Origin of the sequence: Symmachiella macrocystis, assembly GCF_007860075.1 — a bacterium.
In the GTDB taxonomy this organism is placed as follows: domain Bacteria; phylum Planctomycetota; class Planctomycetia; order Planctomycetales; family Planctomycetaceae; genus Symmachiella; species Symmachiella macrocystis.
Genome location: NZ_SJPP01000003.1, coordinates 216,886 through 243,468, shown reverse-complemented (window position 1 = coordinate 243,468; position 26,583 = coordinate 216,886). Strand labels below are relative to the sequence as shown.

Below are 26,583 nucleotides of genomic sequence, written 5' to 3'. Positions count from 1 at the left end.
TACTAATCGCCGATATCACGTCTGTTGAACGTAACGCACCAAGGAGGGTTGCATGGCAACAAAAATTGATCCGCTAGTTTTGGAAACCTGGCAAGAATATAAAAAAGACCAGACCAATTTACAGTTGCGGAATAAGCTGATGGAACGGTATTTACCGTTGGTGCGCTACAATGCCGAACGCGTCTGGGCCAAATTGCCGGAAGGTGTGGATCTGAATGATCTGATTTCCGCCGGCGTGTTTGGGTTGATGGATGCCATTGATGCCTTTGATCTTGAACGCGGTGTGAAGTTTGAGACCTATTGCGTGCCGCGGATTCGGGGAGCGATGCTCGATGAATTGCGGACAATGGATTGGGTCCCGCGTTTGGTACGCAGCAAAGCCAGTAAATTGGAAAATGCGCGGAAAAAAGCGGAAGCGGAAGTCGGACGGCCTCCTACGGACAGCGAAATCGCCGCCAAAATGGAACTCTCGCCCGAAGAGTTCAACAAGCACAAAAGCGAAGCCAACGCCGTCAACCTCGTCAGCTTGAACAAGAAGTGGTACGAGACGGATAGCTACAAAGACGTGCGCGAAATCGATGTGTTGGAAGACGGCAAGGGAGAGGATCCCACCGAATCGATCCAACGTCGCGACCTGATGAAGTTGGTCACCAAGGGACTGAATCGCAACGAGCGGCTGATCATCATCCTCTATTATTATGAGGAACTGACGATGAAAGAGATCGGCAACACGCTGGGGCTATCGGAAAGCCGCGTGAGCCAAATGCACTCCAGCATTGTGAACCGACTCAAAGATCAACTCCGCCGCCGCCGCCCGGAATTCGCCCAGTAGGCCACGGGGAAACCGACAGCCAAAGGCTGCCGACGAAACACGCACAATTCTATAAAAAATCCCGCCGCACATTACGGCGGGATTTTTTGCGCGCTGAGCGATGGTCGTTTGAACTCCTGTGCCGTGAGAGCCTCGACAAGTCGTAGTGGTGCGTCAATAGCGGCAGGTTGTGCTGATATTTTGGGGCGGCCCTATTTTGGTCATGACCCAACCAGCCGTGCGCGGGGTGAGGCGGGTGCGGTCATTTTGCTGAATATCTCAAAATCTGTTCTCGTTTTTCGGGCGAGCCGTCGATATTTCGAGATACAGGGGAAGGCAAAAACATATGGATCAATCATGAATCGTGAACTTAAAGTACCCGCAGCATTAGCCATAATGCTTCTGGGGTTCGCAGCCATGGTCCTTTGGTGTGGTAAACCTCAAGACGATGCGGGCGCTGAAACTGCGCACGAGGACTTCTCTGACATCGATGCGGAAATCCTAGACCGGCCGCACACGCCGCATCTCACGGGGCTCGAAAGCCCTTCCGATGAACCGGCGACTCTGACTGCGGATGAAACTGCCTCAGAGGACGAGGGGTGGTTGAGCTGGTTGAACGGGACCGATTCGGCGGATGCGGACTTGGTCTCCGACAATAAGCAGACCGCAACCGATGCTACAGGCGAATCGAAACCACAATCGCGGCTCAATCAGAAACTGATCACCTCGCGACCGGTTGAAAGTGGCAATGCGCTAGGCCGCGTTGCTGGGAATGCCGTTGACGACGCGAAATTGTGGCTGTCGAATCGCGGCGATGATGATCTGTCGCAAGAAACGTTCGGAAGCAATACAGAGATTCCAGCGCCCATTCAACCGGAAACGCCGTCGGTGGTCACCACAGACCCGCAACCGCGGCATAATGAAGGCTGGGACGTCGTCGCTCCGTCGGTCGCCAAGGAACTCAAGCAGCACCCGATTCGACCACAGGGGGCCTCACAGCGAACCTACATGATTCAGCCGGGAGATACCTTATCGCGGATCGCCGCTAAGTTTTTAGATGGCAGTCATCGTGCGGTCGATATCTACGAAGCGAATCGCGATGTGCTCGACAATCCGAATCAACTCCGCGTAGGTACTGAGATCGTCATCCCCAATCGTCAAGTTGCGCCGGCGAAACCGATTGTGAAACCAAACGGCCCGGTAGCTGAGAACCCGTCAGCTAGCCGCAGTGAACGCTCCAGCAGTCGGGATTCTCTGTTTGTTCCCGTCAGCAGCCGTCCACTGCGAAACACGGTCCGCGATTCGAGCGGCGATTCGGAGGCTACCTCGACTCAGACAGCTGCGCCGCGGGAATATAAAGTGCGACGTGGTGATTCGCTAGAACGAATCGCTGTGAAATTCTACGGTTCGCGACGTAAGGCCCTCGATATCTTTCGAGCAAACGCTGAGCACTTGTCCAGCCCCAACGCAATCCGCGAAGGAATGACCCTAACACTACCCTAGGCGGCTCAGCCGCTTGGTACGAGCTGCCGCTCGGAATTGAATTAGGCCGCTCCCGTTGGTCGCTACGCGATCGATGTATTGCGTCCGCGGGAGGGCGAAGCTCCTGCTGAGCCACATCAGCAGGCTAGAATTTGCGATATCTACAAACAGTCGACGCGACTCCGTAATGCTTGGCTCGGCGGGAGCCTCGCCCTCCCGTCATGCTGTTTTCAACGCGCAGCGACCAACGGGATCGGCATCTCACAACTCGAGCGGTAGCTCGCACCTGGCGGCTGAGCCGCATTGGTTGAAAAGCTGGGTTGTCTTGTTTTTAGGTTGTGGGTTACACTCCGCCCCCTCTCATCTACGACGGGCGGTGTCGCCTTCATTCCTGGCTCGATTTCCCGATGATCCGAACTCGGCTAGCAGATCTCAAACATCTCATTTACGCGGTGTTGGCGCTACTGATTCTCGTAGCGCTTGGCGAGGTCGGACTGCGCATTTACGATTCCTATACGGGTCAGATTACGCGGAGTGATATCTACGATCAGGGGATCGTGCATCGATCTTGGACGACGCATCACGCTCTCAAGCCGTCCGAGACACAGCAATCGCCAACGGTCGGCGAGACTCCGGGAGTTACGGTTCGCATTAACAGTCTGGGACTGCGGGGGGATGAAATTGTCGTGCCCAAACCTCCTGGTGTGTATCGGATTGTTTGTTTGGGTGACGAAAGGACGTTGGCCACTGAGGTGCCGGAGGAAGAGACCTTTGCCGGACAGTTGGAAGCGCTGCTGCAACAATACACACGGCAGCGCGTGGAGGTCGTCAACGCGGGTGTCCCGGGCTATTGTCCTCTGCTCTCGTATTTGCAGGTCAAACATCAACTGGCTGCTCTGCAAGCCGACGTGTTTGTCATGAACTTCGACATGTCCGACGTCGCCGACGATTACCACTACCGGCGTCTGACGGCCATGTCGCGGGACGGTCTTCCGCTGAATTGTACGCATCCGAAGTTAATGCCAACTCCGGATACCGGAGCCTCACCCGATTGCGAATTGTTGTTGCTGTTGCAATGGGGCAAACGGACGGCTTCGGAATTGGTGGCGGACAACATCGGCGATGGCGAGGCTGACAATATTTCGGTTGCCACCGGCCGTTACGCATGGCTGAAGGACGATCCACCCGATTGGTCGCCCTACATTGAGCAATCGATGGAACCACTGAAGCAACTCAAGAATCTAACGCGTGGTTTATACGCCGATCTCCTCGTGGCAGCCGGTCCTGTACCATGGCAGATCTGTCCCACGGCAAGTGGTGGAGAGGTCCTGCGCGACGAGATTGGTGTTCCCGTTGGTACGTTGTGCGCGAGTCGTCGACCTTTTCAAATGTTGGACGACTATTGCCGACAAGAAACTATGACCTTGTGTGATACGTCGCCCGCGTTTCAAGCAGCGGAAGATCCCGATACGCTCTTCCAAGTAGAGACATTGGGATATTCGCGAGAGGGCCATCGACTTTATGCGCGGGAATTGGCGAAACGTATATTACGCAATTCGGCTGGGATCTGGGAACGTCCCGCATCGAGCAGCAATTCGCAACCGGAACCAGAAGCTACAACGCATCGTGCTCCACGCTCTTTGCCGCAATGATGCATTGAGATATCCTGCCCGCAGCCTCCCCGTTGGAGCGGGGAGGCCATTGGACATGGAAGCTATTTCGCATCTGCCAACCGCGACACGAAGGCCGGGTTTTTCATTTTCTTGCGTTTGGTCAATCCTTCGCAATTGATGCGGCACATGAGAGTAGGCTGCAGCCAGTTGGCAGCCACTTTGGCTTTAACGAAGGGCCGTTCCCGACCGAGTGTTGCCATGCGATCCGCTAGAATCGCGCGGTCTTCTTTGGGGATGCCTGTGAAGACGGTGCCGACGTATTGCAGTTTGCCCTTCACCAAAGTGGCCAGCGCTAGTCCGGTGAATTTTTCCGGCGATTCCCCGATGTACCCGATGATCAGGCAATCCAGATCCTGGGTTTCAATGATGACCTCTTCTTGGTCTTCCTCATCTCCGACAAATTCGTCGATGGCTTCCTCTAGGGACTCTTCGCCTTCGCCCTCACGTGCCTGTCGTACGATTTCGTGGACCATGTTGGGTTGAGCCTGTTCTTCGAAACCCCAGTCTTCGAACAACGCGTTGTAGTTGATTCCTCCGATGACGGCGACGGCTAAAAATGCAGCGGTGGCGCCCCAGATGGCCAAGGCCAATCGCGGGGCGCTTTTTGGCAAAATTCGGTTCGACGGACCCCAAATTGCGAGCGGTTGAAAGAAGATATCAGCGGGGCCGAAGTCGGATGATTTCATCACGGCATACATGTAAGCCCAAGCTTGCCCAACCATGAGTGAGCAAAAGCCGACGAATAACTGAATCAATGCCCAGTGCCCACGTTCGCCGTTGACCGTGTCGGTAGTGACACGTCCCAGGATGCTGAGCACAATCAAACCGACTTCGCCGAAGCCCACAACCCAGGCCCAGCCGGGAATCACTTCGTACCATTCCAGTGGTTTTTCTTGCTCGACATCTTCCTCGGCGGAATCGACCTCGACGCAAGTATTCAGGGCGGGATACCAGCCGCACCGTGGACACCATGACGAGTGACCCCAGTCAGCCGTGGATTCGCAATTGGCACATCCTTGTCCCGTTTTTGGAGATTGGGGCGCCACAGCAGATTGGGAATTGGATTGCGAGTTATTCTGCGAGTCGTTGGATGGCATGGGAGGGCCTTTTTTGTGACGCCTAGGGGAATCCGCACGCTACGTAGCGCTGGTCTCTGCAAAACCCTAGTACGTCCCTGCCCGCCGTGACGCGATCACCACCGCTAGCTGCCAAATTCCGGGGCGGCATGTAACGGGAAGGAAGTCAGCGCCGTGCGTAGTGATAAAACGGAATGCGCCAGAAATACGGGTGCTCGGGATCAACGTGATCTTAGTGGGCCGGGTGCTATGCGCCGGCACCGATCAGGATCGGTTCGCCGATATGCCAGGCAGCCCCTTCGCGGATCACTTTGCGGTAGAGCGTATCGCGTTCGACCGGAATGCGGCCCGCTTCGGTGATCAGGTCGGTCAATTGTGCGACCGTAAGCCCTTCGGGCGTCTGGGCACCGGCGTCGTGATAAATGATCTCGTGAACAACCGTGCCGTCCAGGTCGTCAGCACCGTAACTGAGTGCGAGTTGCGCGGTCTCTTGCCCCAACATGATCCAATACGCTTTGATGTGATCGAAGTTATCCAGCATGATGCGGGAGAGCGCCATGACCTTCAGGTCGGTCAATCCGCTGGGCTTTTGGATTTGGTCCAAACCGGTGTTTTCCGGATGAAAGGCCAACGGAATGAACGTTTGAAATCCGCCGGTTTCGTCCTGTAGTGCGCGGAGTCGGCAGAGGTGATCAACACGATGCGCTTCAGTTTCGATATGGCCGTAGAGCATCGTTGCATTGGTGCGGAGGCCCAACTTGTGTGCCTGGCGATGAATATCAATCCAGTTTTCACCGTCCGCTTTGTGCTCGCAGATTTTGCCGCGAACATCTTCGTGAAAGATCTCCGCCCCACCGCCCGGCATGCTTCCCAAACCGGCATCGATGAGCTGTTCTAAAACCCAGGGGATGGATTGCTTGGTTTTAAAACAGAACCAATTGATCTCGACCGCTGTCCAGGCTTTGATGTGAATCTCCGGACAGGCTTCGTGGATCACGCGGATGATGTTGACGTACCAGTCAAAATCTTTTTGGTGATGCAACCCGCCGACAACATGGATTTCCGTGGCACCGGCCGCTTGGGCTTCGGCGACCCGTTCGCGAATCATGTCGTCGGTGAATTCGTAAGCTTTGTCCGCATGCAAGTCGGATCGAAACGCACAGAACGTGCAGCGATAGACGCAGACGTTCGTGGGATTCAGGTGCATGTTGGTGTTGTAGTACGCGAAATCGCCATTTTTGCGTTCGCGGACAAGATTCGCCAACCGCCCCAACGTCTGCACGTCAACCTGCTCGGCCAGGAACACGCCTTCGTCATAGGTCACGCGTTCGCCGGCTTCGATTTTGGTGGAGATGTCGCGAAGCTGGCTGTCGTAGGTTGCTGATTTCATGCTCTGTCCACTGCCATCTATGCGTAAAGAATTGTCACCGTTCTGTGGAACCGTGCCAAAACGGGTGAATTAACCATTAGTTACCATATTATAGGCGGATGTACGCGATTGTCACGCATGAGAAGTCCGGTGGCTAAATGGAACATTCCCGCAGGCTTGCGAGAGTATTTGATGCTCAATTAGTCCCAATAATTGAAAATCACCTCGCCCATCGTTTGCGGATTCCAATATTTCATTTCATGCAATTCGGCCTTCGACAAATTCCCGACCATCGATTCAGTGATGGGCTGTGCGAGGTGGTCAGCAGTTAGGACCTGGTACCGGTCGATAGCGCGAAATTCAGAGGCGAGTGCGGGAACATCTATGAAATTAAAGGTCAAATCTCCGTCGTGTCTCACTTGGGCCATCGCCAAATAGGGGAAATGTATGTTCAAGAGAGTTAAGAATTTTTCGTCACCAATGGCGAATTCTGTAGTTCGAAAGTTTTCAACCCCAGAAGGTTCATCGATGGAACTAACTGCCGCGTTGCACTGACGAGCGACCTGATAACAGTCAGTGCGAAATTGGCATTTTTCAATGCTGACAGGAAGCGGCGGATCTTTTCGATGTGTAAATCCGGTAATTCCACGCGGCAGGACGATCATATCAAATCCTCGAAAACACCCGTTCGGCAGCTTGTTCGCCGCTGTGTACGCAGTCGGGGATGCCGACGCCGTGGTAGGCGTTGCCGGCGAGTTCGAAAAAGGGGAGGGCGGCCGCTGCGACTTCGATCTGCTGGACGCGCTCCAGGTGGCCGACGTGGTATTGCGGCATGGCTTGTTGATAACGGGCGATGCGGGCGATTTGCGGTTCTCCCTGGACTCCGAGTAGCTCCGCCAATTCGCCGCGCACGAGGGACAAGAGTTGTTCGTCATCCAATTCCAACAATTCCGGTTGCATGGCTCCTCCCACGAAGGTGCGGAGTTGGACGCAGTCGTCGGGAGCACGGTCGGGGAATTTTCGACTGGTGAACGAGACGGCGAGAATTTTGCGGTTTTCGACTGCTGGAATGACCAAGCCAAACGCATTGAGCGGATTGGCGACATCGGCGAGGCGATGTCCGGTGACGACGATCGCGCTGGAGGCGTACTCGATCGACTGCAACTGCGCGGCCAGCGGGGCAGCGAACGACGCGACCAAATCGCCAACGCGATAAGCGGGCAGGGCGGCGATGACCGCATCGAATTCTTCGTGACGTCCATCGGTCGTTTCCAAAGTGGCCGTTGCATTCTCGGGGCCAGGCGTCAAACGTGTGACGGCGGTATTCATGCGCACGTCGCAATTTTTCAGCGAGGCGATCAGGGTTGCGAAAAGTTCGGAGATTCCGGTGGCGAAGGTGGCAAATAATCCATAACGCGCACCGCTACCGCTATTGTCTTTGCGTCGTGTGGATTGGCGGCGCGAAGCACGAATCAAGCTGCGGTGCTCTTGTTCCATGTCGAGAAAACGGGGCAGGGTCGCGCGGAGGCTCAGTTTCTCTGGGTCGGACGTATAGATCCCCCCCACCAACGGTTGCACGATCCGGTCCAACACTTCGCGCCCGAGACGTCGCCGCACAAAATGGGCGAGGCTTTCGTCCTCTCCGTTGTTGCCGCGCGGCAATAGGTATTCCATGCCCAGTCGAAGTTTGCCCCAGGGGCTGAGCAGGGGTGATTTGAGGACGGGGCCGATTTTTGACGGGGCGAGCAGCATGAACCCTTCGGGGATCGGTTGCGGTTTGCCGTTGTGCAGTACCAACGACCGCCGGTAATTGGCGTCGGGGGAGATCAGACGCTCCTCCAAGCCCAACCGTTTGGCCAAATCGACGGCCCACGGCTTGTCGGTGATGAACGAATCGGCACCGGTCTCGACGTGGTATCCATCGATTTCCTCGGTCCCCATCACCCCGGCCAACCGGTCGCTCGCTTCAAAGAGCGTGATATCCAGTGGCTGTTGCGATTCGGAACGCAGTTCGGTCAGACGATGCGCTGCGGACAATCCGGAGATTCCGCCGCCGATCACAGCGACGCGGCGCACGCTCGTAGGGGCAGCGGGATTCATGACGGCCCGGCAGCTCCCATTTCATGGACCATATCCACCAGCGCGATCGCGTTTTCCACGGGCACTTGCGGCATGATTCCGTGTCCCAGATTAAAAATATGACCGGGACGTCCGGCGGCGGCATTCATCACGTCTTGCGTCCGTTTGCGCAGCACCTTGGTATCCGCCATCAGCGAAACGGGGTCTAGATTTCCCTGAACGGCGACATCGTGGCCGACAATGTCCCAGGCTTCGGCCAGTCCGATCCGCCAATCAATCCCAATGACCTGCCCCCCTGCTTCACGTAGTAGTGGCAACAGCGCGGGATTGCCGGTCAGGAAATTGATGACCGGCACGTCTTTGGGCAGCGCGTCGATGAGGGCTTTGGTGTGCGGCAGGACGTATTGCCGGTAATCGTCCGGGGAGAGGCAACCGGCCCAGCTATCAAAGATTTGGACTGCTTGGCAACCGGCGGTGATTTGTGCTTTCAAATACCGGGCAACGCTGTTGGAAAGCCGCTGCATTAATGTATTCCAAGCGGCCGGGTCGGAGTACATCCACTGTTTGGTATGAATGTAATTCCGCGAACCACCTCCCTCGATCGCATAGGAGGCCAGCGTAAACGGAGCTCCGGCGAAACCAAGCAGCGGAATATCGGCCGGGAGGTCACGGCGAATGAGCTTGACCGCTTCGAAAACGAAGCCGAGCGCATCCATGTCTTCCAACTCGTGGCAACGATCGACATCTGAGGGTGTCGAGAGCGGATTGTGAATCATGGGGCCTTCGCCCTTGGCGTATTCCAAGTCCAAGCCCATCGGTTCCAGAATGGGGAGCAAGTCGGCAAATAGAATGGCCGCGTCGACTCCCAGGCGTTCCCGGGCGACGAGCGTGACCTCGGCGGCCAAGTCGGGGCGTTTGCACAATTCCAGAAACGTGACCTTGTTCCGGATGGCCATGTATTCGGGCATGTACCGTCCAGCTTGTCGCATCAGCCAGATGGGGGTCGTGTCGACCGGTTCGCGGCGAGCAGCACGCATAAACCGGCTATTTTGAAGTTCGGGTGTAGTCAAGATGCGTCAATTCCGCGGCAAGTGAGGTCGTTCGATAGTATCAGCGCGCTGGTTGCTCAACCGTTGCCGCGTTTAGATTCTAGAATCCCCGGCGCGGCTTGAGCGGCGGCTCGCACTAAGTGTCCCATTTTTGGGTGGTCTGGTTCAAGGTCCACGGGCAAACCGACGGAATGTAGGTGCTCACTGGCGGTGGGGCCGATGGAGGCGATGACGCAATTCGCCGCAGCGGCCAGCCAATCCTGCTTCAATCCCGCCGTGTCGGCGACTTCCAACGTGTTGTGCAGTTGCTGCGCGCTGGTGAACATCAGCACGTCATGGTCGCCTGCGACAGTCGCGCGGATCGCTGAATGCAACGGTTCCGTGTCATCGGGGAGTGCCCATTGATAGACGGTGACGGGTCGAACGGTTGCCCCACGTTGTTCCAAGGCCGCATAAAACTCGGTGCTAGGCCGACCATATTCCTGCACGGCAACGACTTTGCCGACAAGTTCCTCATCAAAAACTGTGAGCAATTCCCGCCAAGTGTTCGGTTCCGGGGCTTGTCCGGCAAAGGGGACTTTCCAGTTGCGAAACACCGCCGCCGGCTTCGGTCCGCGGACGATGCAGTGGGTTTGCCGCAGTGCGTCTAGAAACTTCTCGCGGGGATAGCGGGTTTCGATCGCCGCCAAGAGTGCCTTGGCGCCAACACCCGTCATGAAGGCAATGATGTCGATCTGGCTGGCAAATAATTCTTCGGCAAATTGCAACGCTTCGGGGTTTTCTCCGAGCGGTACTTCTTGCATCGAAGGGGCAATGGTTGCCAGACCGCCGTGCCGTTCGATCAACGACCGCATTTCATTGCCTTTGCGGCTTTCAAAGGAACAGACGCGTAAGTTTTGGAAACTGGCTGCTTGGGGGGGAGCCGATTTAGGAGAGTCTGCCATCGAAGTTTTTCCCATCCATTCGCGCGAGGGGGGGAACGGTCCTCCGCTGCGGGCGTGAGCGGTGGGCGCATAAAAAAGGTAGCCCAGAAGAAGGATAGGCGCTCGCCCGGGCCTGCGTTTAACCGCGGCCCAGCTATCCTCCCGTCTGAGCTACCAAAATATGGTAATGTCTTGTTGTCGGCGTTTGAATGAAATCAAAAGTCGACCAATAACTTATCGACCGGCTCGACTGATTTCATTCTAGAAAAGCATTAATATTATTCAAGCAGGAACGATCGTGCACAACAACGAACTACAGGAAATCCCTAGTTGGTTTTAGGTGAATTGATTGATTCTGTGCCTGGGTCATCAATTGCCTGTTGAATATCTTTGCACGCATTGATCGGCATGGTTCTATGGTACTATGCCAAGAGTTGGTCATCAGTTTTCGCTCGCGAGAAATACTATAGCGGTTGATATAGTTTTCGTCATTACGCACAAGCGCTTCTAAATGCGTAGAGACGCACGACCAAGTGTCTTTGTCTTTTCAATAGAGATTTTATCCGCGTTGCCGGGCTAGGTTTCGTGGTAGGAAACCTGCAAGCACCTCGCAATACTGGTTTGTTGGTCAGGCAAAAGGGTGTTCAACGTCGGTCCATTCGGTATCATCCAAAATCTCCTGCCTTTCCCTCCTTCGATTGATACTATGCCGACACTGCCCCCTACGAAAACATCCAAATTGACCCTATTGGGCACCGGAACCAGCCACGGCGTGCCGATGATCGGCTGTCATTGTGAGGTCTGTGAGTCGACGAATCCGCGAAACAAACGCACTCGAACCGGCGTCGTGGTGTCGGTCCCGGGCGGGAATTTCCTGATCGACACCCCGCCGGAATTGCGGATGCAACTGTTACGCGAGCGGGTTGATTTGATTCATGCAGCTCTCTTCACGCATAGCCATGCTGATCATCTGTTTGGCTTGGATGATTTGCGGCTGTTCGGCTATTACCTCAAGGGGCCGGTGCCGCTGTATTGCGAAGCCAATGTCGAGCAGCAGATTCGCAGGTCGTACAATTACGCGTTTGAAATCCCGCGGAACAATCATCGCGGTGCTGTGCCTGCCTTAGAGTTTCAGCGCATCGAGCTCGAACCGTTTACGCTGTTGGGTCAAATTGTGCAGCCGATTCGTCTGCTGCATGGGAAGTTGCCAGTGTTGGGTTTTCGAGTTGGCGATGTCGCATTTTGTACCGATGTCAGCCAAATTCCTGAGGAGAGTTGGTCGTTATTGGAGGGGTTGGATGTTTTGGTTTTGGATGCATTGCGCGAGGAGCCGCATCCGACACACTTGAATATCGAGCAGGCATTAGCGGTGGTCGAGCGGGTCAAACCGCAACGGACCTACTTCACGCATATTGCACACACCCTGGAACACGAAGCGACAAATTCGCGATTGCCTCAGGGTATTGAATTGGCATACGATGGCTTGCAGATCACGTTTTGATCAACAAGTCGATAAGGGGGGCGGTCTCGGTCTTGACCGCTATTCGTGTTTGGTCTTTTCGCCTGTGGCTTCGCCGCGGGGTTTCCTGACAGCGCCCGGCAATTAGCATGAATGACGAAGCAGCCATGACGGCCTTTGCCCGTCTTGCGGAAGTCTCACATCAAAAACAGCAGTATCCGCAGCGGGATAAATTTCTGTTGCTGACTGGAATTTCCGCATGCCGCGCCGCATGTGTTGATATTGCGGCGCGCTGCCGTGAAATCGTACTTGCGAACAATCCGCAGCATCTGATTCGGAAATACGCATCTCTGCCCGATGCTCTCCGCTCTGAGAATTTCGAAGTCTTCCACGCGCAGTTGGACCGCTTTTGCACGTTTGAAAAAGCGGAACACCTGTTGCATGAATTCGACGAAGGCGGATCAGCCGGTGAACGTGCGATTCGATCGGTGGAGCAACTTCGAGAGTCCTTGAACTCCGCGGACTGGGAAACAGTTTGAACCGCGAAAGTCAGTGTCTAGGGTCTGGCCAGTTCGCGGCCTGCGCGCTACAATTGACTGACTAAAGTGACTTGGACATCTGGAAATCCAATAACGAAAAAAGTTAGGAGAGCTGTCACGATGTTGAATCGAATCCTGGTGCCGACCGACTTCAGCGACAATGGAGCGAACGCATTGAAGTATGCGCAAAATCTTGCTGAGAAGTTTGGTGCGGAAATCCATCTGTTGCATGTGATTGCCAACGATACGGCGGTGGCGATGGGTTCGGACGGATTTTTCGCCGTTTCCGATGAGATCATGCAGGACCTGCATAACGCGGTGACCAACAAACTGCAGGAGACGGCCGATTCGATGGCGGGTTCGGTAACAAACGTCGTGCAGGAAATACGCGAAGGGGCTCCATTTTCGGAGATTATTCAATACGCCAAGGCGAAGGACATCGACCTGATCGTGATGGGAACGCACGGCCGCACCGGCATTTCCCACTTGCTGATCGGAAGCGTCGCCGAAAAAGTCGTTCGCAAAGCCCGCTGCCCGGTGTTGACAGTTCCGTCCGACGGACACGAATTTACGATGCCTTAGTCAGATCCGTCACGATACCCGGAACGTTAGCCTGCCTAAGATCGTTTCCGCCTGGAATCGAGGGTGTCCTCGTTTGTTTGTGCGGACATGTGGTAAGCCACGCGCCAGACGTGATAGCCAATTCGTCGCAGCCAACGCGCGGCATCCATGTGTTTGATTGCCTCGCCGGGTGTCAATTGTCCATGCGCGGCGGTGGAGACGGCTTGGGCGCGAAATGTCCGCATATCGGTTTTTAGCTGGTGATTGATGTCGTGGTACGCTTCTGCCTGTTCGGGGGACAGCGGGAATATTTCTTCGGCGATCCGGTCGCACGCGACTGCCAACTTGTCCGCCATGTTCGACAATTCCGGTTCTGCGCGACAGGTGCGGAGGCGGGCTTGATCTTGCAGTCGCCGATTCACGCGTCGCAAATGGTCGAGTGTGTGGACGCAGGCTAAAAAAGTATGGTCGGTGATTTGATCCTCGGCCTGGATGGGAATTTCCTGCAAGTATTGTTGTGTCTGGTCGAGGGCGTCCTCAACATCCTGGGCGAGTTGTTCGTCCGTGACTGCGGCCGGTAGTCGTAGCCAGCGGCTCAATTCGTGGAAGACGACCTGGAGGATGTCATGGATGGTTGCGGAAACGGCGTCCAATGCGGCGTCGGGAGTGGATAACTGATTTTTGTCCAGCCGTTTCACCAGGAGATTGCCGCGCTCGGGAAACATTCGCTCGATCACGTTGGCGAAAGCGCGCGTGAAAGGCAAAATTGCGATCACGCCGACCATATTGAAGAACGTATGAAAACCGACAAGTACCAGTTCCGGAGAATTCGCCTCTGCGCCGGGCCACAAAGCTACGACTGTATTTAAAAAGGGTGTTAACAGAAAAAAAGCGCCGATGGCTGTCAGCGAATTGAAGGCGACGTGTGCGAAACCGGTTCTCCGCGCTTGGACGTTGCCGCCAACGGTGGCCAACACCGCCGTGAAGGTCGTTCCCAAATTCATGCCGATGACAATGGCGGCGGCTTGGTTGAGCGAGATGGAATTCGCATGCAGTGCCACCAGCGCTGCAGCGACTCCCGCACTGGAGGATTGCGTAACAACGGTGATCACCACGCCGATCAAAACCAATAGCAACCGTCCTGGGATCGTGTCAGGGGGGAATGTGTCGGGAGTCACAATGCCGCGGAATTCCGTCATGCCCAGTTGCATGGTGCTGATGCCCACAAAGATCAATCCGAATCCCGCAATCGCGGTTCCCGCTGCTTCGCATTTGCCTCGGCCGAATATTTTGAAGATCACGCCCAACAAAACCAGCGGCATCGCAAATTCGTCAAGTTGTAGATTGAACCCCAGCAGCGCAACAAACCAACCGGTGATCGTTGTGCCGATATTTGCGCCGAAGATGATTCCCAAAGCCTCGGGAAAACTCAAGATGCCGGCGTTCACAAATCCTACTGCCAGTACCGTAATCGCACTGGATGACTGGACGACGGCTGTGGACAGGCAACCGGTGGCGACCCCTTGCAGCGGGCTGCGTGTGGAGCGTTTAATCAGCCCGCGCAAACGATCGTCAGCCACCGAGCGCAGGCCTTGCGTTAACAACTGCATTCCCAACAGGAACAGTCCTAATCCACCTCCGGCCTGTAATATTCCGCGTATCATTCGCTTCTCTCGGCTGTGGCGCAGCTGTGAGCTAAATTCGTCACATTGAAGACGACCTCTGTGAGCGCGATGCACTGACGGGCAGACCTACGGGTCGCTTCATGTCTTCGTTTGGCATGAAGGCGGCGCAGTGGCTAACTCATTTGCAATTCTACCATTTCGCGATAACGGCTGCTTTGATCCATGAGACCGTGGTGCGTGCCCGATTCGACGATGCGGCCTTGTTCGAGTACGAAAATGCGGTCGGCGTCGGTGATGGTGCTCAATCGGTGCGCGATCACAAAGCAGGTCCGGCCGGCGGTGAGTGTCGCTAAACTGTCTTGGATCAGGCGTTCGCTTTCGGTATCCAGATTGCTGGTGGCTTCATCCAAAATCAGAATGCGGGGATCGGCCAAGATCGCGCGGGCAATGGCTAGACGTTGTCGCTGTCCCCCACTGAGTCGCACGCCCCGTTCGCCGATGATCGTGTCATACCCGTCGGGCAGTTCCTGAATGAAGTGATCCGCATTGGCAGCGCGGGCAGCTTCTTGGATATCTTCAAGTGTGGCCGACTTGGCACCGTAGCCGATGTTTTCCGCCACCGTGCCGTCGAAAAGAAAGATGTCTTGTTCGACGATGCTCAACAATTCACGATAACTTTCGACGCGAATATCTTTGAGATTCACACCGTCGATGTCGATCTCGCCGGACGTGGGGTCGTAAAAGCGGGCAATCAGATTGCACAGTGTTGTTTTCCCAGCGCCGCTCGGACCGACCAACGCCAACGTTTCGCCCGGTTCGACTTCGAGGTTGATGTCCTGTAACACGGGTGTCTCGGTGCCGGGGTATTGAAAACTGACATCGCGGAGCGTCAAACGGCCGGCGACTGTTTGCGGATCGAGTGAGATGGCATGCGGGGCCGGCAGCATTTCTTGGGGATCGGCCATCAGATCCAACACGCGATCTAACCCTGCGAGACTACTTTGCAGTTGCGTGGCGCTGTTGGCTAGCACGGCGACCGGCTCGAGTAGCATGGCGAGATAAAACAGAAACATCATCAAGTCGCCCAGCGTAATTTCACCCTGCAAGACCTGGAGTCCGCCATAGATCAACAGACCGGCGGAGGCAAGGGGAATGAGCACACTCCAGACCGTTTCTACAACCCGCATCCTCCACCAGGCCAACAGTTCTTGCCGCGCCATCAAGTGATTACCGCGGGTGAAACGGCCCGCTTCGCTGCGTTGACGCCCAAAGGTTCGTACCACGCGCATCCCGCCAAAGGCTTCGGTGGCGTGGCTGTCGATTTCCTGACGGCGACGACGGATGTCGCGTTGCAGCGGACGGATCCGGCTGATCCAAGTGCTGTGCGTGATGTAAACCGCCGGCAATAGAATCAGCGATCCGAGCAACAGCCGCCAATCGACCCAGGCCAGCACAGCCAGACTACCGAGCAGTTGAATGATCGCCCGCCAGGGATTGTAGAGCATGCTGAAAATTAATTCGGCAACTCCACCGGCGTCCTCCCGCAGAATACTGGTGACTCCGCCAGATTTCAATTGAAAGACCCGATGTAACGGCAGACGCACCGCATGATCGAAGACGCGTTTGCGGACCGACATCTGCACGAGTTTGGTGGATTTTGTCGCCAACCACCGCCCCCAGACGTGAATCACGATTTCGATGACCGAAATCGCAATGACCGTGACCGCCAATAGGATTAAAAGGTCGCGCGGATTGGCGGGTAAGGAGATGCGACTCGTCACCGATTCCGGTAACGGCCGGCCGGTGAAAACGTAGTCGATGGCAATTTTGGTCGCGGCCGGGGGGACGAGTTTGAGAACTGTCGAGATGCTGAGCGTAAACAGCGAAAAGGCGATCATTTTTCGATGACCGGCGAGCAACTTCAGGAATTCCCGCAACAGCGTATAGAAGGATCGATCGTGTCGCGGAGTCTCTCGCAGTTTGTCCTGACCTGCCAGCGCAGCATCGGAAGGTGCGGATTTGACACGGATTGCGTCGAGATACTCAGAAAACCGTCGTCGGCTGGATGTTTGTCGGGACATGAATCGTTTTGTCGCAGTATTCAAACGGTGCTGGGGAGTTCCTGGGGAGTTCCTGGGGTGTTCCCAGGAAGGGCATCGGTGAATTGTATACGACAGGGTCAAGTCAGTCGCCACCGACTTGGAATTTAGTGTGATGCAAATGTTAGGCATTTACGCTTGGCTACCATCGCAGTTGAGGAATCATCCACATAAAACCAAAGCAGCCATTGTGGCCTTCGACTCTGCTCCCAGAAGAAATTAACCACGAAATATACGAAGGACACGAAAAAGAGTGTCCGCTTTTGGAAAGATTTGGTGATCACTATGACGTGAGGCAAGAGTAGTCGCGGAAACGGTCGGTGATCTTTGTCTGAGTCACATTGACGAAAACATCACGGACGGTTGTCAACTGGCATCCTGACCGGCGTCGATAGTCTGGGAAACCTGATAAAATCCATCAAACTGTCGGTAGGCGAGGCCCGGTCAGGGCTGAATGGCGTAGGGTTTGCGACTTTAATTTCTGTATCTACATCAGTGAGTTCACGGAAGCGATTTGGAAAACAAACAGAGACTATTTTAACTGCGCGACGCGCTGAGTCCGCCATGCGGAGAAAAGGAGGGCAGTAGTGATGATTACGGCAACTCCTAGACGCCGTGCATCGGCGTTTGATCCCATGGAGTCTATCCGTTGTTGGGGAAAACCAACTCGGCAGCCATCGCACCGCCGTCCTGCGGCGAGTGACCGTTCGTCGCAAACGCGTCGCTCGGCCGAGCAACGCTGTAATTGCCTGAAAGAACGTCAATTCGTGGTCCTTCCCGAAATGGCGTGGGCGAAACGTTTGCAAATCACGTTTCTCATTTTGGCCACGATCATCATCGGCGGCGTTTCGGCAGTCGACACGTATTGGACCTTCAAGAACCAGGATTTCCTGTACCAATACGAACAAAATCCGGTGGGACGCTGGTTGATGGAGCAAGACGGCGGTGATGTCGCCTTGTTCATGACGTTCAAAATGGTCGGAACGTTGGTCGTGATGTGCACGATTCCGTTATTGTATCGCTTTCGCGCCAAATGGGGAATCACGGCTGGCGCCAGCGTCGCGGGATTTCAATGCTTGTTATTCGTGTATTTGAACTTTGGCGAGTACTTTGTTCAGTTGTGAAATCGTTCCTTGGCTGTTGTCCGCGTGTAGAACCGCTTACAATCAAGTAAGCAAGTATTGATGCGTCCGGCCTCAGTTCCCGGAAGTCATCATGATTCAACCACAACGCGACTACAGGAATCCTCGGCTTATGTCACGCAAAAATACGGCGGACGGATTGGACTTATCCGTAACACGGCGCCGTTTTCTCAAGACGTCGATTGCCAGTGGACTGGCTTCCCCGTTTCTGGCCAACAGTCTCTCCGCTGCACCCGCAAAGAGACGTCCTAAAGTTGCCGTGGTGTACACTGCATTCGCGCATCGTTGGCATACTCATGTGTTGCTCGAGAATTTTCTGGAGTCGTACATCTTCAACGGGGAATTGACCGACCCCGGTGTGGAGGTTGTCAGTTTGTATGCCGATCAGCATCCTCAGGGCGACATGACGACGGAGATCGCGAAGAATTATCGACTGCCTGTCTATGACTCAATTTCCGACGCGCTCTGTTTGGGGGGCAAGGAATTGGCGGTCGATGCGGTTCTCTCTATCGGCGAGCATGGCAGCTATCCCAGCAATGATCTGGGGCAAGTGGAGTACCCGCGGAAACGGTTTTTCGATGAAATCGCGGCTGTGATGAAACGCTCGCAGCGATTTGTACCGGTGTTCAATGACAAGCATCTGTCGTATCGCTGGGACTGGGCCAAGGAGATGTACGACACCTCCGTGCAGCACGGGATTCCCTTCATGGCGGGCAGTTCAGTGCCGTTGGCGCAACGAGCGCCGATGATTGACAATCCGATTGGTGTGGAAATTGAAGAAGCGATCTCCATTCATGGCGGCGGGGTGGAATCGTACGACTTTCACGGTTTAGAAGTGCTGCAGTCGATGGTCGAAGGACGACGCGGCGGCGAGACGGGAATAGCCCGCGTACAGTTTTTGTCCGGTGATGCATTAATGGCGACTGCCAATAAACGTTGGTCGCTGGATCTAGCGGCGGCAGCGATGCAGGCGGAGGCGGACTTTATGGGGCAGCCGGCGATCGATCCCAAAACGGCTTCGCATGGTATTCTGTTGGAGTACAAGGACGGTTTGCGCGCGACTGTGCTGAAAGTGGGCAATAGCGGCATCCGTTGGAATTTCGCCTGCCGGGTCAAAGGGAATTCTAAACCGGTCGCGACCTATTTCAATCCCGGCCCTTGGGACAATCGTTGTCTGTTCAAAGCGCTTTCGCATGCGATTCAGAATCATTTCATCCACGGGAAAGCTCCGTATCCGGTCGAGCGGACCTTGATGACGACCGGGGTTTTAGACTCAGCGATGCATTCCCGTCACGCGGGCGAAAAATCCCTCGACACTCCGCAACTGGAATTCGCCTACCAAACGCGAGACTACAAAGAGATGCGGGAAACCGGCTCATCTTGGAAGATCATCAAGCCCGATACCCCGCAACCAATGGGGATTGCGTCGGATAAACAGTACTTGCGGTAGGTTTGAGGCTTGAGGGGACAGGCTTGAGAGGGGCTGACTTTCTCACGCCTATTTACTCGCGCCTACGGTCTATTCAAACGTGATATTGCGAAATCTATTGCGTCTGGTTGAAATACAAGGGCGTGTTCGTTTGTATTTCCCGAGATGATGGCCGTGCTATGAATCGTCAGCCATTTGAGACGCCGCCGCAGTGGTGGCCGCCAAAACTTAGTCCGTTCATGATCCGTGTCTGGCGATCGTTGCGGCGGTATCAGCAGATACAGCAGCATCGGCTGCTGGATATCGATGTTCGCGGCGCCGAGCATTTGCAGGCAGCTTTGGCGGCCGGGCAGGGGGTGGTGATTACGCCCAATCATTCGAGTCATGCCGACTCGTATGTGCTGTATCATGCGGCGGAAGTGCTTGCTTGTCCGTTGTATTTCATGACAGCTTGGCAAGTGTTTGGTATGTCCAGCCGGTTGGAAAGTCTGGTAATGCAGCACCACGGTTGCTTTAGCGTCGACCGTGAAGGGACCGACATGCGGGCGTTTAAACAGGCGGTGGAGATCGTACAGCAGCGACCTCATCCGTTGGTGATTTTTCCCGAGGGGGAAGTCTATCACCTCAACGAACGGATCACCCCTTTTCGCGAAGGCGCAGCTGCCATCGCAATGACTGCAGCCCGCAAAGCGGAGCGTCCGATTACGGTCGTTCCCTGTGCCATTCACTATAAGTACCAAACCGACCCCACGCCGGAGTTGTTGCAGGTGATGCAGCGATTGGAGGAGCAGATTTCTTGGCGGGTGCGTACGGATCTTTCGTTGCACGACCGCATCTACCGCTTTGCCGACGGCTTGATCGCACTCAAAGAGGTGGAATATCTTGGCCGCAGCCGGTCGGGTCCGTTGGCTGAACGCGTTGCCGATTTGTCCGACACGATCTTGCAGCGGCTTGCGGAACGGCATGGTGTGGAGGAACCAGAGGGCCTGATCATTCCGGAGCGGGTCAAAAACCTCCGCCGTCAAGTGATCAGCCGACTCGATGAACTCGACAAGACCGACGCCGCTCGTGAACCCCTGGTGCACGATATGGACGATCTGTTTTTAGTCGTGCAGATGTTTAGCTATCCGGGGAATTACGTCTCTGAGCGGCCGTCGATTGAGCGGATGGCGGAGACGATTGACAAATTCGAAGAAGATTTCCTCAATGCTCCCTCGGCGGGCATACGCGGGACGCGCAACGCCGTGGTGACGTTCGGTGACCCGCTACCGGTACCTGTGACGCGCGACCGCGCCACGGGGGCGGAGCTAACGCGGCAGTTGGAAGTCCGTGTTCAGCGGTTGATGGACGAGACGTTGGCAGCGACGCCGACGGTGGAGGAGCGGCGGCGGGCGGTTGGCAGTAGGCAGTAGGCGGGAAATAGTGGCCAGTGTTCGGTGGCCAGTGGCCAGTAGGTTTTTTCAATAGCCTCTGTTGTTTATCCACTCGACAGGGAATCGGTGGGGGGGCATAATGGAGACTCCTGCCTCACTATGTGATTCCTTCCGCGGATGATGTTCATGCCTGCTTTGCGTTCTGTGATTTTCGGTTTCTTTGCCTGCCTGTCAGCGATTTCGGTCACATTCGGTGACGAGAAGGTTTCGCCGGCTGATGCGGAGTTTTTTGAAAAACATGTGCGGCCGGTGCTTGCTGAAAAGTGTTATTCCTGCCACGGGGCGGAAAAGCAGGAATTAGGCATTCGTCTCGATTCACGCGATGCTGTGATTACCGGAGGAGATGCCGGGCCGATTGTCGACATTGAGACTCCAGGCGAAAGCTCGCTGTTGGTAGCGATTGGCTATGCGGGGGATGTGCAAATGCCTCCCGACGGGCAGTTGTCGGCAGACGAGATTGCCGCTCTGACGCGCTGGATAAAAATTGGTATGCCCTGGCCGGGGAGTTCTACGCCGTCGGTCGAAAAGAACCACGACGCGTACAAACAGCATTGGGCATTTCAACCAGTGGCCGATCAGCCGCTGCCGGCAGTGCAGGATGCGGACTGGTCGCGGACGTCGATCGATCGATTTGTTTTGGCGCGCCTAGAACAAGCCGGACTGACACCCGCGCCGGAAGCGGATCGGAGAACGTTGATTCGCCGCGCGACGTTTGACCTGATCGGCTTGCCCCCCACAACCGCAGAGGTGGCTGCTTTTGAGAATGATTCGTCACCCGATGCCTATGAAAAACTGATCGATCGCTTGTTGGCTTCGCCGCACTATGGCGAGCGGTGGGCACGGCATTGGTTGGATGTGGCCCGCTATGCGGATAATAAAGGTTACATTTTCTTCGGTGACAAAAAATACCATTGGGCGTACACCTATCGCGATTATGTGATCCGCGCGTTGAACGAAGATTTGCCGTATGATCGATTTGTTGTCGAGCAATTGGCGGCGGACCAATTGGAACTGGGCGAAGACAAGCGTCCGCTCACGGCGATGGGGTATTTAACGCTCGGCGCTCAGTTTTCCGGCAACATCCATGATATTATCGACGATCGCATCGATGTCGTCACCCGGGGACTGATGGGGCTGACTGTTTCCTGTGCCCGCTGCCACAATCACAAGTTCGATCCGATTAGCGCGGCGGATTACTATGGGCTGTACGGCGTGTTTCGTAGTTCGACGGAACCAACGATCCCGCCGATGTTCGAAACTCCGCCCGACACGGAAGAGCATCGCAAATTTGCTGCGGAACTGGCGGTCAAACAACAGAAGCTGGATGCGTTTGTGACGGAAAAGCATACGGCGCTGGTGACTTCGGCTCGGAAGCGAGTGGCGGAATATCTCATAGCGGCTTATGTCAAACGGCATCAACCACCCACCGAGGATTTCATGCTGTTGGTCGAAGAGGGAGATCTGAATCCCACGATGATCCAACGCTGGCAATCGTATTTAACGCGGACCCGCAAATCACACGATCCAATTTGGAGCCTTTGGCATGCCTGCGCGGAAATTCCTGCTGATGAATTCGGTAAGTCCGTCGCGGCGATTGTGGAGCAACACGCGGCTGACCCGGTTCAGGCTCATCCAGCAATCATCGAAGCCTTGCGCGCTTCGCCGCCCACGAACATGACGGAATTGGCAGAGCGTTACAGCAACGTTTTGAATCAAGTCGACGACAAATGGACGGCGCTGTTGCAGCAAGCGTCTGAGGCCAAGCAACCACTGCCTACGGAATTGCCCGACGAGTCGGACGAGGCTTTGCGACTCGTGTTTTATGGCTCGCAAGCGCCACCCGATGTGCCGGTGCGGACCGGTTGGGGGTTCCTGACTTTGCTTCCGGATCGTCCTGCTCAGGCCAAATACAAGAAACTGCTTGGAGAAGTTGAGAAACACATCGCCGAAACGGCAGGTGCGCCACCGCGGGCGATGGTGTTGTTGGATGCTGAGGAAATGTATGCTCCCAAGGTATTTTTACGTGGCAATCCCAATCGTCCCGGGAACGGCGTGCCGCGGCACTTTCCGGAGTTTCTGACGCACGAAGACGATCAGGTGTTTCAAACCGGCAGCGGGCGGTTGGAGTTGGCGCAGGCGATAGTCGATCCGGCGAATCCATTGACGGCGCGGGTGTTGGTCAATCGTGTTTGGTTGAATCATTTTGGGTCCGCGCTGGTGGCGACGCCGAGTGATTTCGGATTGCGGAGCGAGGCGCCCACGCATCCCACGTTGCTGGATCATTTGGCGGGTGAATTCATACGGGACGGTTGGTCGTTGAAGCGTCTGCATCGCCGTATCATGCTCTCTGCGGTCTATCAGCAGCAAAGCCACGCGCGGGACGACGGAGTGGCGGTCGATCCCCGCAACCGTTTGTTGTGGCGGATGAATCGCAGCCGACTCGACTTTGAGTCGATGCGGGATTCACTTTTGGCTGTGACAGACCAATTGGAGCAGACGCTCGGTGGCCCGGCGGTCGATATTGAAAAAACACCATTCACTCCGCGAAGAACGATTTACGCGTTCGTCGATCGCATGGACCTTCCGGAGTTGTTTCGCGCCTTTGATTTTCCCGATCCAGCAGCTACCAGTCCGCAACGGGATGCGACCACGATTGCGCCGCAGGCATTGTATTTGATGAACCACAAGTTTGTGGACGAAGTGGTGACGCGGATTGCCGCACGGCCGGACGTCGCCGATATCGCAGACGCGTCGATGCGCATCGACCGGCTGCATCAAATACTTTTCAGCCGCGCGCCCACGAAGCTGGAACTGGAACTGGCTGTCGCGTTTTTGGGTGCGGAACCGTCGCAGCAGCAGTGGCAGGAGTATATTCAGGCGTTGCTGATGACCAACGAGTTTTTGTTTGTGGATTGAAACGTCGCGTGTTTAGCGGGAGTTTGAGAGAGATGCCTCACTATAGTGTCCCTTGGAATTCAGGAATGTCCCGCCGTGAATTACTTGCGCGTAGCGGCACCGGGTTGGGGATGTTGGCGCTGTCGAATTTGTTGCGTGAAGAGGGCCAATTGGGGGCCGCCGAATCCGGCGCTGGTCCGCTGGGACCGTTGTCGCCCAAGCAGCCGCACTTTGCGCCGCGAGCGAAACAGGTGGTGCACCTGTTTATGAATGGCGGGCCGTCGCACATCGATACATTCGACCCCAAGCCCGAGTTGAAACGCTTGCACGGCCAGCCACTGCCGACGGGAAATCTGCGCACCGAACGTAAGACCGGTGCCTTGATGGGCTCGCCGTTTGAGTTTCAAAAACATGGCGAATCGGGCATCGAGGTCAGCGAACTCTTTTCGCAGACAGCGCAATGCATCGACGACATCGCCGTAATCCGCTCGATGCATGCCGATGTACCGAACCACGAACCGTCGTTGATGTTGATGAACTGCGGTGAAGGGCGATTGCCGCGGCCCAGCATGGGGGCCTGGGTGACGTATGGTTTAGGATCGGAAAACCAGAATCTGCCGGGGTTCGTCGTGATGTGCCCGGGAGGATATCCGATTGTGGCCACGCGCAACTGGCGGTCCGCGTTTTTGCCGGGAGCCTTTCAGGGGACCTACATCAACAGCCAGCAAAAACAAGTCGACAAACTGATTGCGAATATCAAGAACGAAGATTTAACGTTGGACGTGCAGCGCCGCCAATTGGATCTCTTGCGGCGGCTCAATGAAAAACATGCGGACGATCGAGAGCGGGATGCGCAGTTGGAGACGCGGATTCAATCCTTCGAGTTGGCGTATCGTATGCAGAGCGAAGCGACGGACGCGTTTGATATCTCCCAGGAAACGAAGGATATGCAGGAGCGTTATGGCACGGGGGATGTCGCGCGGCAATTGTTGATCACGCGGCGGTTGTTGGAGCGTGGGGTACGTTTCGTGCAACTGTGGAGTGGAGCCGGGCAGCCATGGGATAACCATAGCGAGTTGGAGAAGCAACATCGCAAACTCTCCGGCGACTGGGACCGACCGATCGCCGCATTTTTAACCGATTTGAAACAGCGAGGCCTGTTGGATTCGACGTTGGTGCTCTGGGGCGGCGAATTCGGACGCACGCCGGTTGCCGAACTCCCACAACTCAACGGCCGGGACCACAATCATTACGGATTCACCTGTTGGCTAGCCGGTGGCGGGATTCGTGGGGGATATGTCCACGGAGCAACGGACGAATTCGGATTTGCCGCCGCAGAAAAACCGGTACATGTCCACGATTTGCATGCCACGATGTTGCATCTACTGGGCTTCGATCACGAGCAGCTCACTTATCGGTATGCCGGTCGTGATTTTCGGCTGACCGACGTGCATGGTCATGTGATTCCCGAATTGATTGCCTAAGAGGACTTCGTCAGGAGTGACACTTTCAGGCAGCGGCGATGGGCGATCGTTCATTCCGACCGCAGTCGATCATTGCGTGAAGCTGCGCAATCGCTTTTCGATCTCTTGGTGGAATTCGGGTGTCCACCAATTGGAAAACTTTTGCCGTGCTTCCGTGGAAAATTGCTCTTCTTGTTGCATCAGCCGTCGAAAGAAATTCTTTTCCATCTTTTTTGAGGCTTCTTCCACATAGCGGGCGAAACGGGCGGCAGCGGTGCAATGGTCGTTCACTTCGCCGAGCACTTCCTGCAATTCCCCGAGTCGCGGATAGAGCTGCTCGCGAAATTCAGCCGGGTAGGCGGGCGCGAGCAATTCCATCGCATATCGCAGTCCCTTGCCCCGTATGCGAAATTGGTGCAGTTCCTCAAGGGTGTATTTGTCGCCCGGTACGCCTTGGAGAAATTGTTCGACGATCGGCGCAAATGCCGTGGGGGCCCAGTTGCTAAACTTGGGGTTTCCCAATTTCCGCTGCCGGCTGATACCACGCGGTCGGATGCGTGCCAAGAGTTTGTTGCCGCGGCGGTGGAAACGTTGATGAAAGGTCAGACGTTCAAACGTCTCAACAATGGGCGCCTGCGCAGCAGCGCGTTGCCGTTTTAGACGACGCAAGATGCGCTGGGTTTTCGAAGTCGCACCGGCATCCTGGTCTCTATTCTCCAACCGCGCGATGAGCACATCACAGTCGCGGGCTTCACCGGCGGCTCGTCGGATGCGTTTGAGATCTTTATTGATTCGCCGCGTCCGTTTGGAGGGCAATAGCTCTTCGTAGAGCGAAATGGCGGCGCGGACACGGCGGGTGGAGACGCGGAGTTGATGGACGTATTCGACACTCTCGGCTGCGATTTCCGCAGCCAAGGGCAAATAATACTCGACCGCTTCGAGTCGCATGCTGAGTGTTTGCTTGGCGACATCGACAATGCGATCATCGGGCCCCACGTTTTCGATCCATTTGCCCAGTTTTGCCATGCTGTCTCACGTCGCCCAGTCTATGTGATATTTCTTGACGGCTGATCGTTCCGCTGTGCGGATTTCTGAGTGTTCCGCAGTGCGAACTTCAGGTGCAGGGCTACAGATTTTACCAATTGGAACCTAAAATAGGCGTGGGCACAATCGTGCTGTTTCTATTTCTACCTAGCTTTCCCAGTGTGCTGTGGCAATGCAAGACGAGGCGACCTATTTCTGTGACGTTTGCGGCGAGGAAATCGTCATTCCGATCGATCTTTCGGCGGGGAGGGCGCAGGACTACGTGGAGGACTGTCCGGTCTGCTGTCACCCGCATCTGTTGCATGTACAGGTCGAGCGGGGTGGAAGCGTGCGGTTGACTAGTCGCACCGAGGATGAATGAGGCTTAAAAGCTGTCGTCGGCAATCGCTCTATACATTGCACGGCAGCCTCCAATAGACTGTCGCCGAATGA

21 protein-coding genes are annotated in these 26,583 nt (G+C 55.5%); 12 read left to right on the top strand and 9 right to left on the bottom strand.

Annotation, left to right across the window (positions count from 1 at the left end):
* The first annotated feature begins 52 nt into the window (after positions 1-52).
* From CA54_RS24385 to CA54_RS24375, 3 genes are all read left to right on the top strand, one after another.
* Positions 53-832 carry a FliA/WhiG family RNA polymerase sigma factor gene (locus tag CA54_RS24385; protein WP_146373618.1) on the top strand — a complete coding sequence of 260 codons (780 nt, stop codon included), beginning with the start codon at positions 53-55 and terminating at the stop codon, positions 830-832.
* Between the two features lie 336 nt (positions 833-1,168).
* Complete coding sequence (locus CA54_RS24380; protein ID WP_146373617.1) at positions 1,169-2,314, top strand: LysM peptidoglycan-binding domain-containing protein; 1,146 nt, start codon at positions 1,169-1,171, stop codon at positions 2,312-2,314.
* Positions 2,315-2,700: 386 nt separating this feature from the next.
* Positions 2,701-3,945: an SGNH/GDSL hydrolase family protein gene (locus tag CA54_RS24375; RefSeq protein WP_146373616.1), complete on the top strand. Its 1,245-nt coding sequence runs from the start codon at positions 2,701-2,703 to the stop codon at positions 3,943-3,945.
* A 62-nt stretch (positions 3,946-4,007) separates the two neighbouring features.
* On the opposite strand, the gene CA54_RS24370 is transcribed toward CA54_RS24375, so the two are convergent.
* The 6 genes from CA54_RS24370 to CA54_RS24345 all read right to left on the bottom strand — a co-directional run bounded on the left by CA54_RS24370 (position 4,008) and on the right by CA54_RS24345 (position 10,483).
* Positions 4,008-5,063 carry an ATP dependent DNA ligase gene (locus CA54_RS24370; protein ID WP_146373615.1) on the bottom strand — a complete coding sequence of 352 codons (1,056 nt, stop codon included), beginning with the start codon at positions 5,061-5,063 and terminating at the stop codon, positions 4,008-4,010.
* 226 nt (positions 5,064-5,289) lie between these two features.
* Positions 5,290-6,432, bottom strand: coding sequence for an aminofutalosine synthase MqnE (gene mqnE, locus CA54_RS24365; protein WP_146373614.1), 1,143 nt, complete (start codon positions 6,430-6,432; stop codon positions 5,290-5,292).
* A gap of 179 nt (positions 6,433-6,611) precedes the next feature.
* A complete protein-coding gene (locus CA54_RS24360; protein WP_146373613.1) occupies positions 6,612-7,076 on the bottom strand; it encodes a hypothetical protein in 465 nt (154 codons plus the stop codon).
* Between the two features lies 1 nt (position 7,077).
* Complete coding sequence (hemG, locus tag CA54_RS24355; protein ID WP_146373612.1) at positions 7,078-8,511, bottom strand: protoporphyrinogen oxidase; 1,434 nt, start codon at positions 8,509-8,511, stop codon at positions 7,078-7,080.
* Entirely contained in the window at positions 8,508-9,560 is a 1,053-nt protein-coding gene (gene hemE, locus CA54_RS24350; protein ID WP_197532794.1) for a uroporphyrinogen decarboxylase, read from the bottom strand. Before hemE ends, hemG begins: the two co-directional genes overlap by 4 nt.
* A gap of 56 nt (positions 9,561-9,616) precedes the next feature.
* Positions 9,617-10,483 carry a uroporphyrinogen-III synthase gene (locus CA54_RS24345; protein WP_146373611.1) on the bottom strand — a complete coding sequence of 289 codons (867 nt, stop codon included), beginning with the start codon at positions 10,481-10,483 and terminating at the stop codon, positions 9,617-9,619.
* 685 nt (positions 10,484-11,168) lie between these two features.
* On the opposite strand from CA54_RS24345, the gene CA54_RS24340 reads away from it, so the two are divergent.
* The 3 genes from CA54_RS24340 to CA54_RS24330 all read left to right on the top strand — a co-directional run bounded on the left by CA54_RS24340 (position 11,169) and on the right by CA54_RS24330 (position 13,042).
* The gene (locus CA54_RS24340; protein ID WP_146373610.1) at positions 11,169-11,963 is read left to right on the top strand and encodes an MBL fold metallo-hydrolase; all 795 of its coding nucleotides are present in this window, start codon (positions 11,169-11,171) and stop codon (positions 11,961-11,963) included.
* A gap of 107 nt (positions 11,964-12,070) precedes the next feature.
* A complete protein-coding gene (locus tag CA54_RS24335) occupies positions 12,071-12,460 on the top strand; it encodes a hypothetical protein (protein WP_146373609.1) in 390 nt (129 codons plus the stop codon).
* Positions 12,461-12,580: 120 nt separating this feature from the next.
* Positions 12,581-13,042, top strand: coding sequence for a universal stress protein (locus CA54_RS24330; RefSeq protein ID WP_146373608.1), 462 nt, complete (start codon positions 12,581-12,583; stop codon positions 13,040-13,042).
* A 35-nt stretch (positions 13,043-13,077) separates the two neighbouring features.
* Here the strand turns inward: CA54_RS24330 and CA54_RS24325 are convergent, their stop codons facing one another.
* Both CA54_RS24325 and CA54_RS24320 read right to left on the bottom strand, forming a co-directional pair.
* Positions 13,078-14,685, bottom strand: a complete 1,608-nt coding sequence (locus CA54_RS24325; protein WP_146373607.1) for a Na/Pi cotransporter family protein — start codon at positions 14,683-14,685, stop codon at positions 13,078-13,080.
* 134 nt (positions 14,686-14,819) lie between these two features.
* Positions 14,820-16,727, bottom strand: a complete 1,908-nt coding sequence (locus CA54_RS24320) for an ABC transporter ATP-binding protein (RefSeq protein ID WP_146373606.1) — start codon at positions 16,725-16,727, stop codon at positions 14,820-14,822.
* 785 nt (positions 16,728-17,512) lie between these two features.
* Here CA54_RS24320 and CA54_RS24315 point away from each other — a divergent pair.
* The 5 genes from CA54_RS24315 to CA54_RS24295 all read left to right on the top strand — a co-directional run bounded on the left by CA54_RS24315 (position 17,513) and on the right by CA54_RS24295 (position 25,128).
* The gene (locus tag CA54_RS24315) at positions 17,513-17,869 is read left to right on the top strand and encodes a hypothetical protein (protein ID WP_146373605.1); all 357 of its coding nucleotides are present in this window, start codon (positions 17,513-17,515) and stop codon (positions 17,867-17,869) included.
* 130 nt (positions 17,870-17,999) lie between these two features.
* Positions 18,000-19,337 carry a hypothetical protein gene (locus CA54_RS24310; protein ID WP_146373604.1) on the top strand — a complete coding sequence of 446 codons (1,338 nt, stop codon included), beginning with the start codon at positions 18,000-18,002 and terminating at the stop codon, positions 19,335-19,337.
* Positions 19,338-19,495: 158 nt separating this feature from the next.
* Positions 19,496-20,728 (top strand): lysophospholipid acyltransferase family protein, encoded by a 1,233-nt coding sequence (locus CA54_RS24305; protein ID WP_146373603.1) that lies wholly within the window; start codon positions 19,496-19,498, stop codon positions 20,726-20,728.
* A 147-nt stretch (positions 20,729-20,875) separates the two neighbouring features.
* A complete protein-coding gene (locus tag CA54_RS24300) occupies positions 20,876-23,665 on the top strand; it encodes a PSD1 and planctomycete cytochrome C domain-containing protein (RefSeq protein ID WP_197532793.1) in 2,790 nt (929 codons plus the stop codon).
* A gap of 65 nt (positions 23,666-23,730) precedes the next feature.
* Complete coding sequence (locus CA54_RS24295; protein WP_231963183.1) at positions 23,731-25,128, top strand: DUF1501 domain-containing protein; 1,398 nt, start codon at positions 23,731-23,733, stop codon at positions 25,126-25,128.
* Between the two features lie 69 nt (positions 25,129-25,197).
* Here CA54_RS24295 and CA54_RS24290 read toward each other — a convergent pair whose 3' ends face one another.
* Complete coding sequence (locus tag CA54_RS24290) at positions 25,198-26,133, bottom strand: CHAD domain-containing protein (protein WP_146373601.1); 936 nt, start codon at positions 26,131-26,133, stop codon at positions 25,198-25,200.
* A 190-nt stretch (positions 26,134-26,323) separates the two neighbouring features.
* Between CA54_RS24290 and CA54_RS24285 the strand changes: the two genes are divergently transcribed.
* Complete coding sequence (locus CA54_RS24285) at positions 26,324-26,512, top strand: CPXCG motif-containing cysteine-rich protein (RefSeq protein ID WP_146373600.1); 189 nt, start codon at positions 26,324-26,326, stop codon at positions 26,510-26,512.
* Positions 26,513-26,583 lie beyond the last annotated feature (71 nt).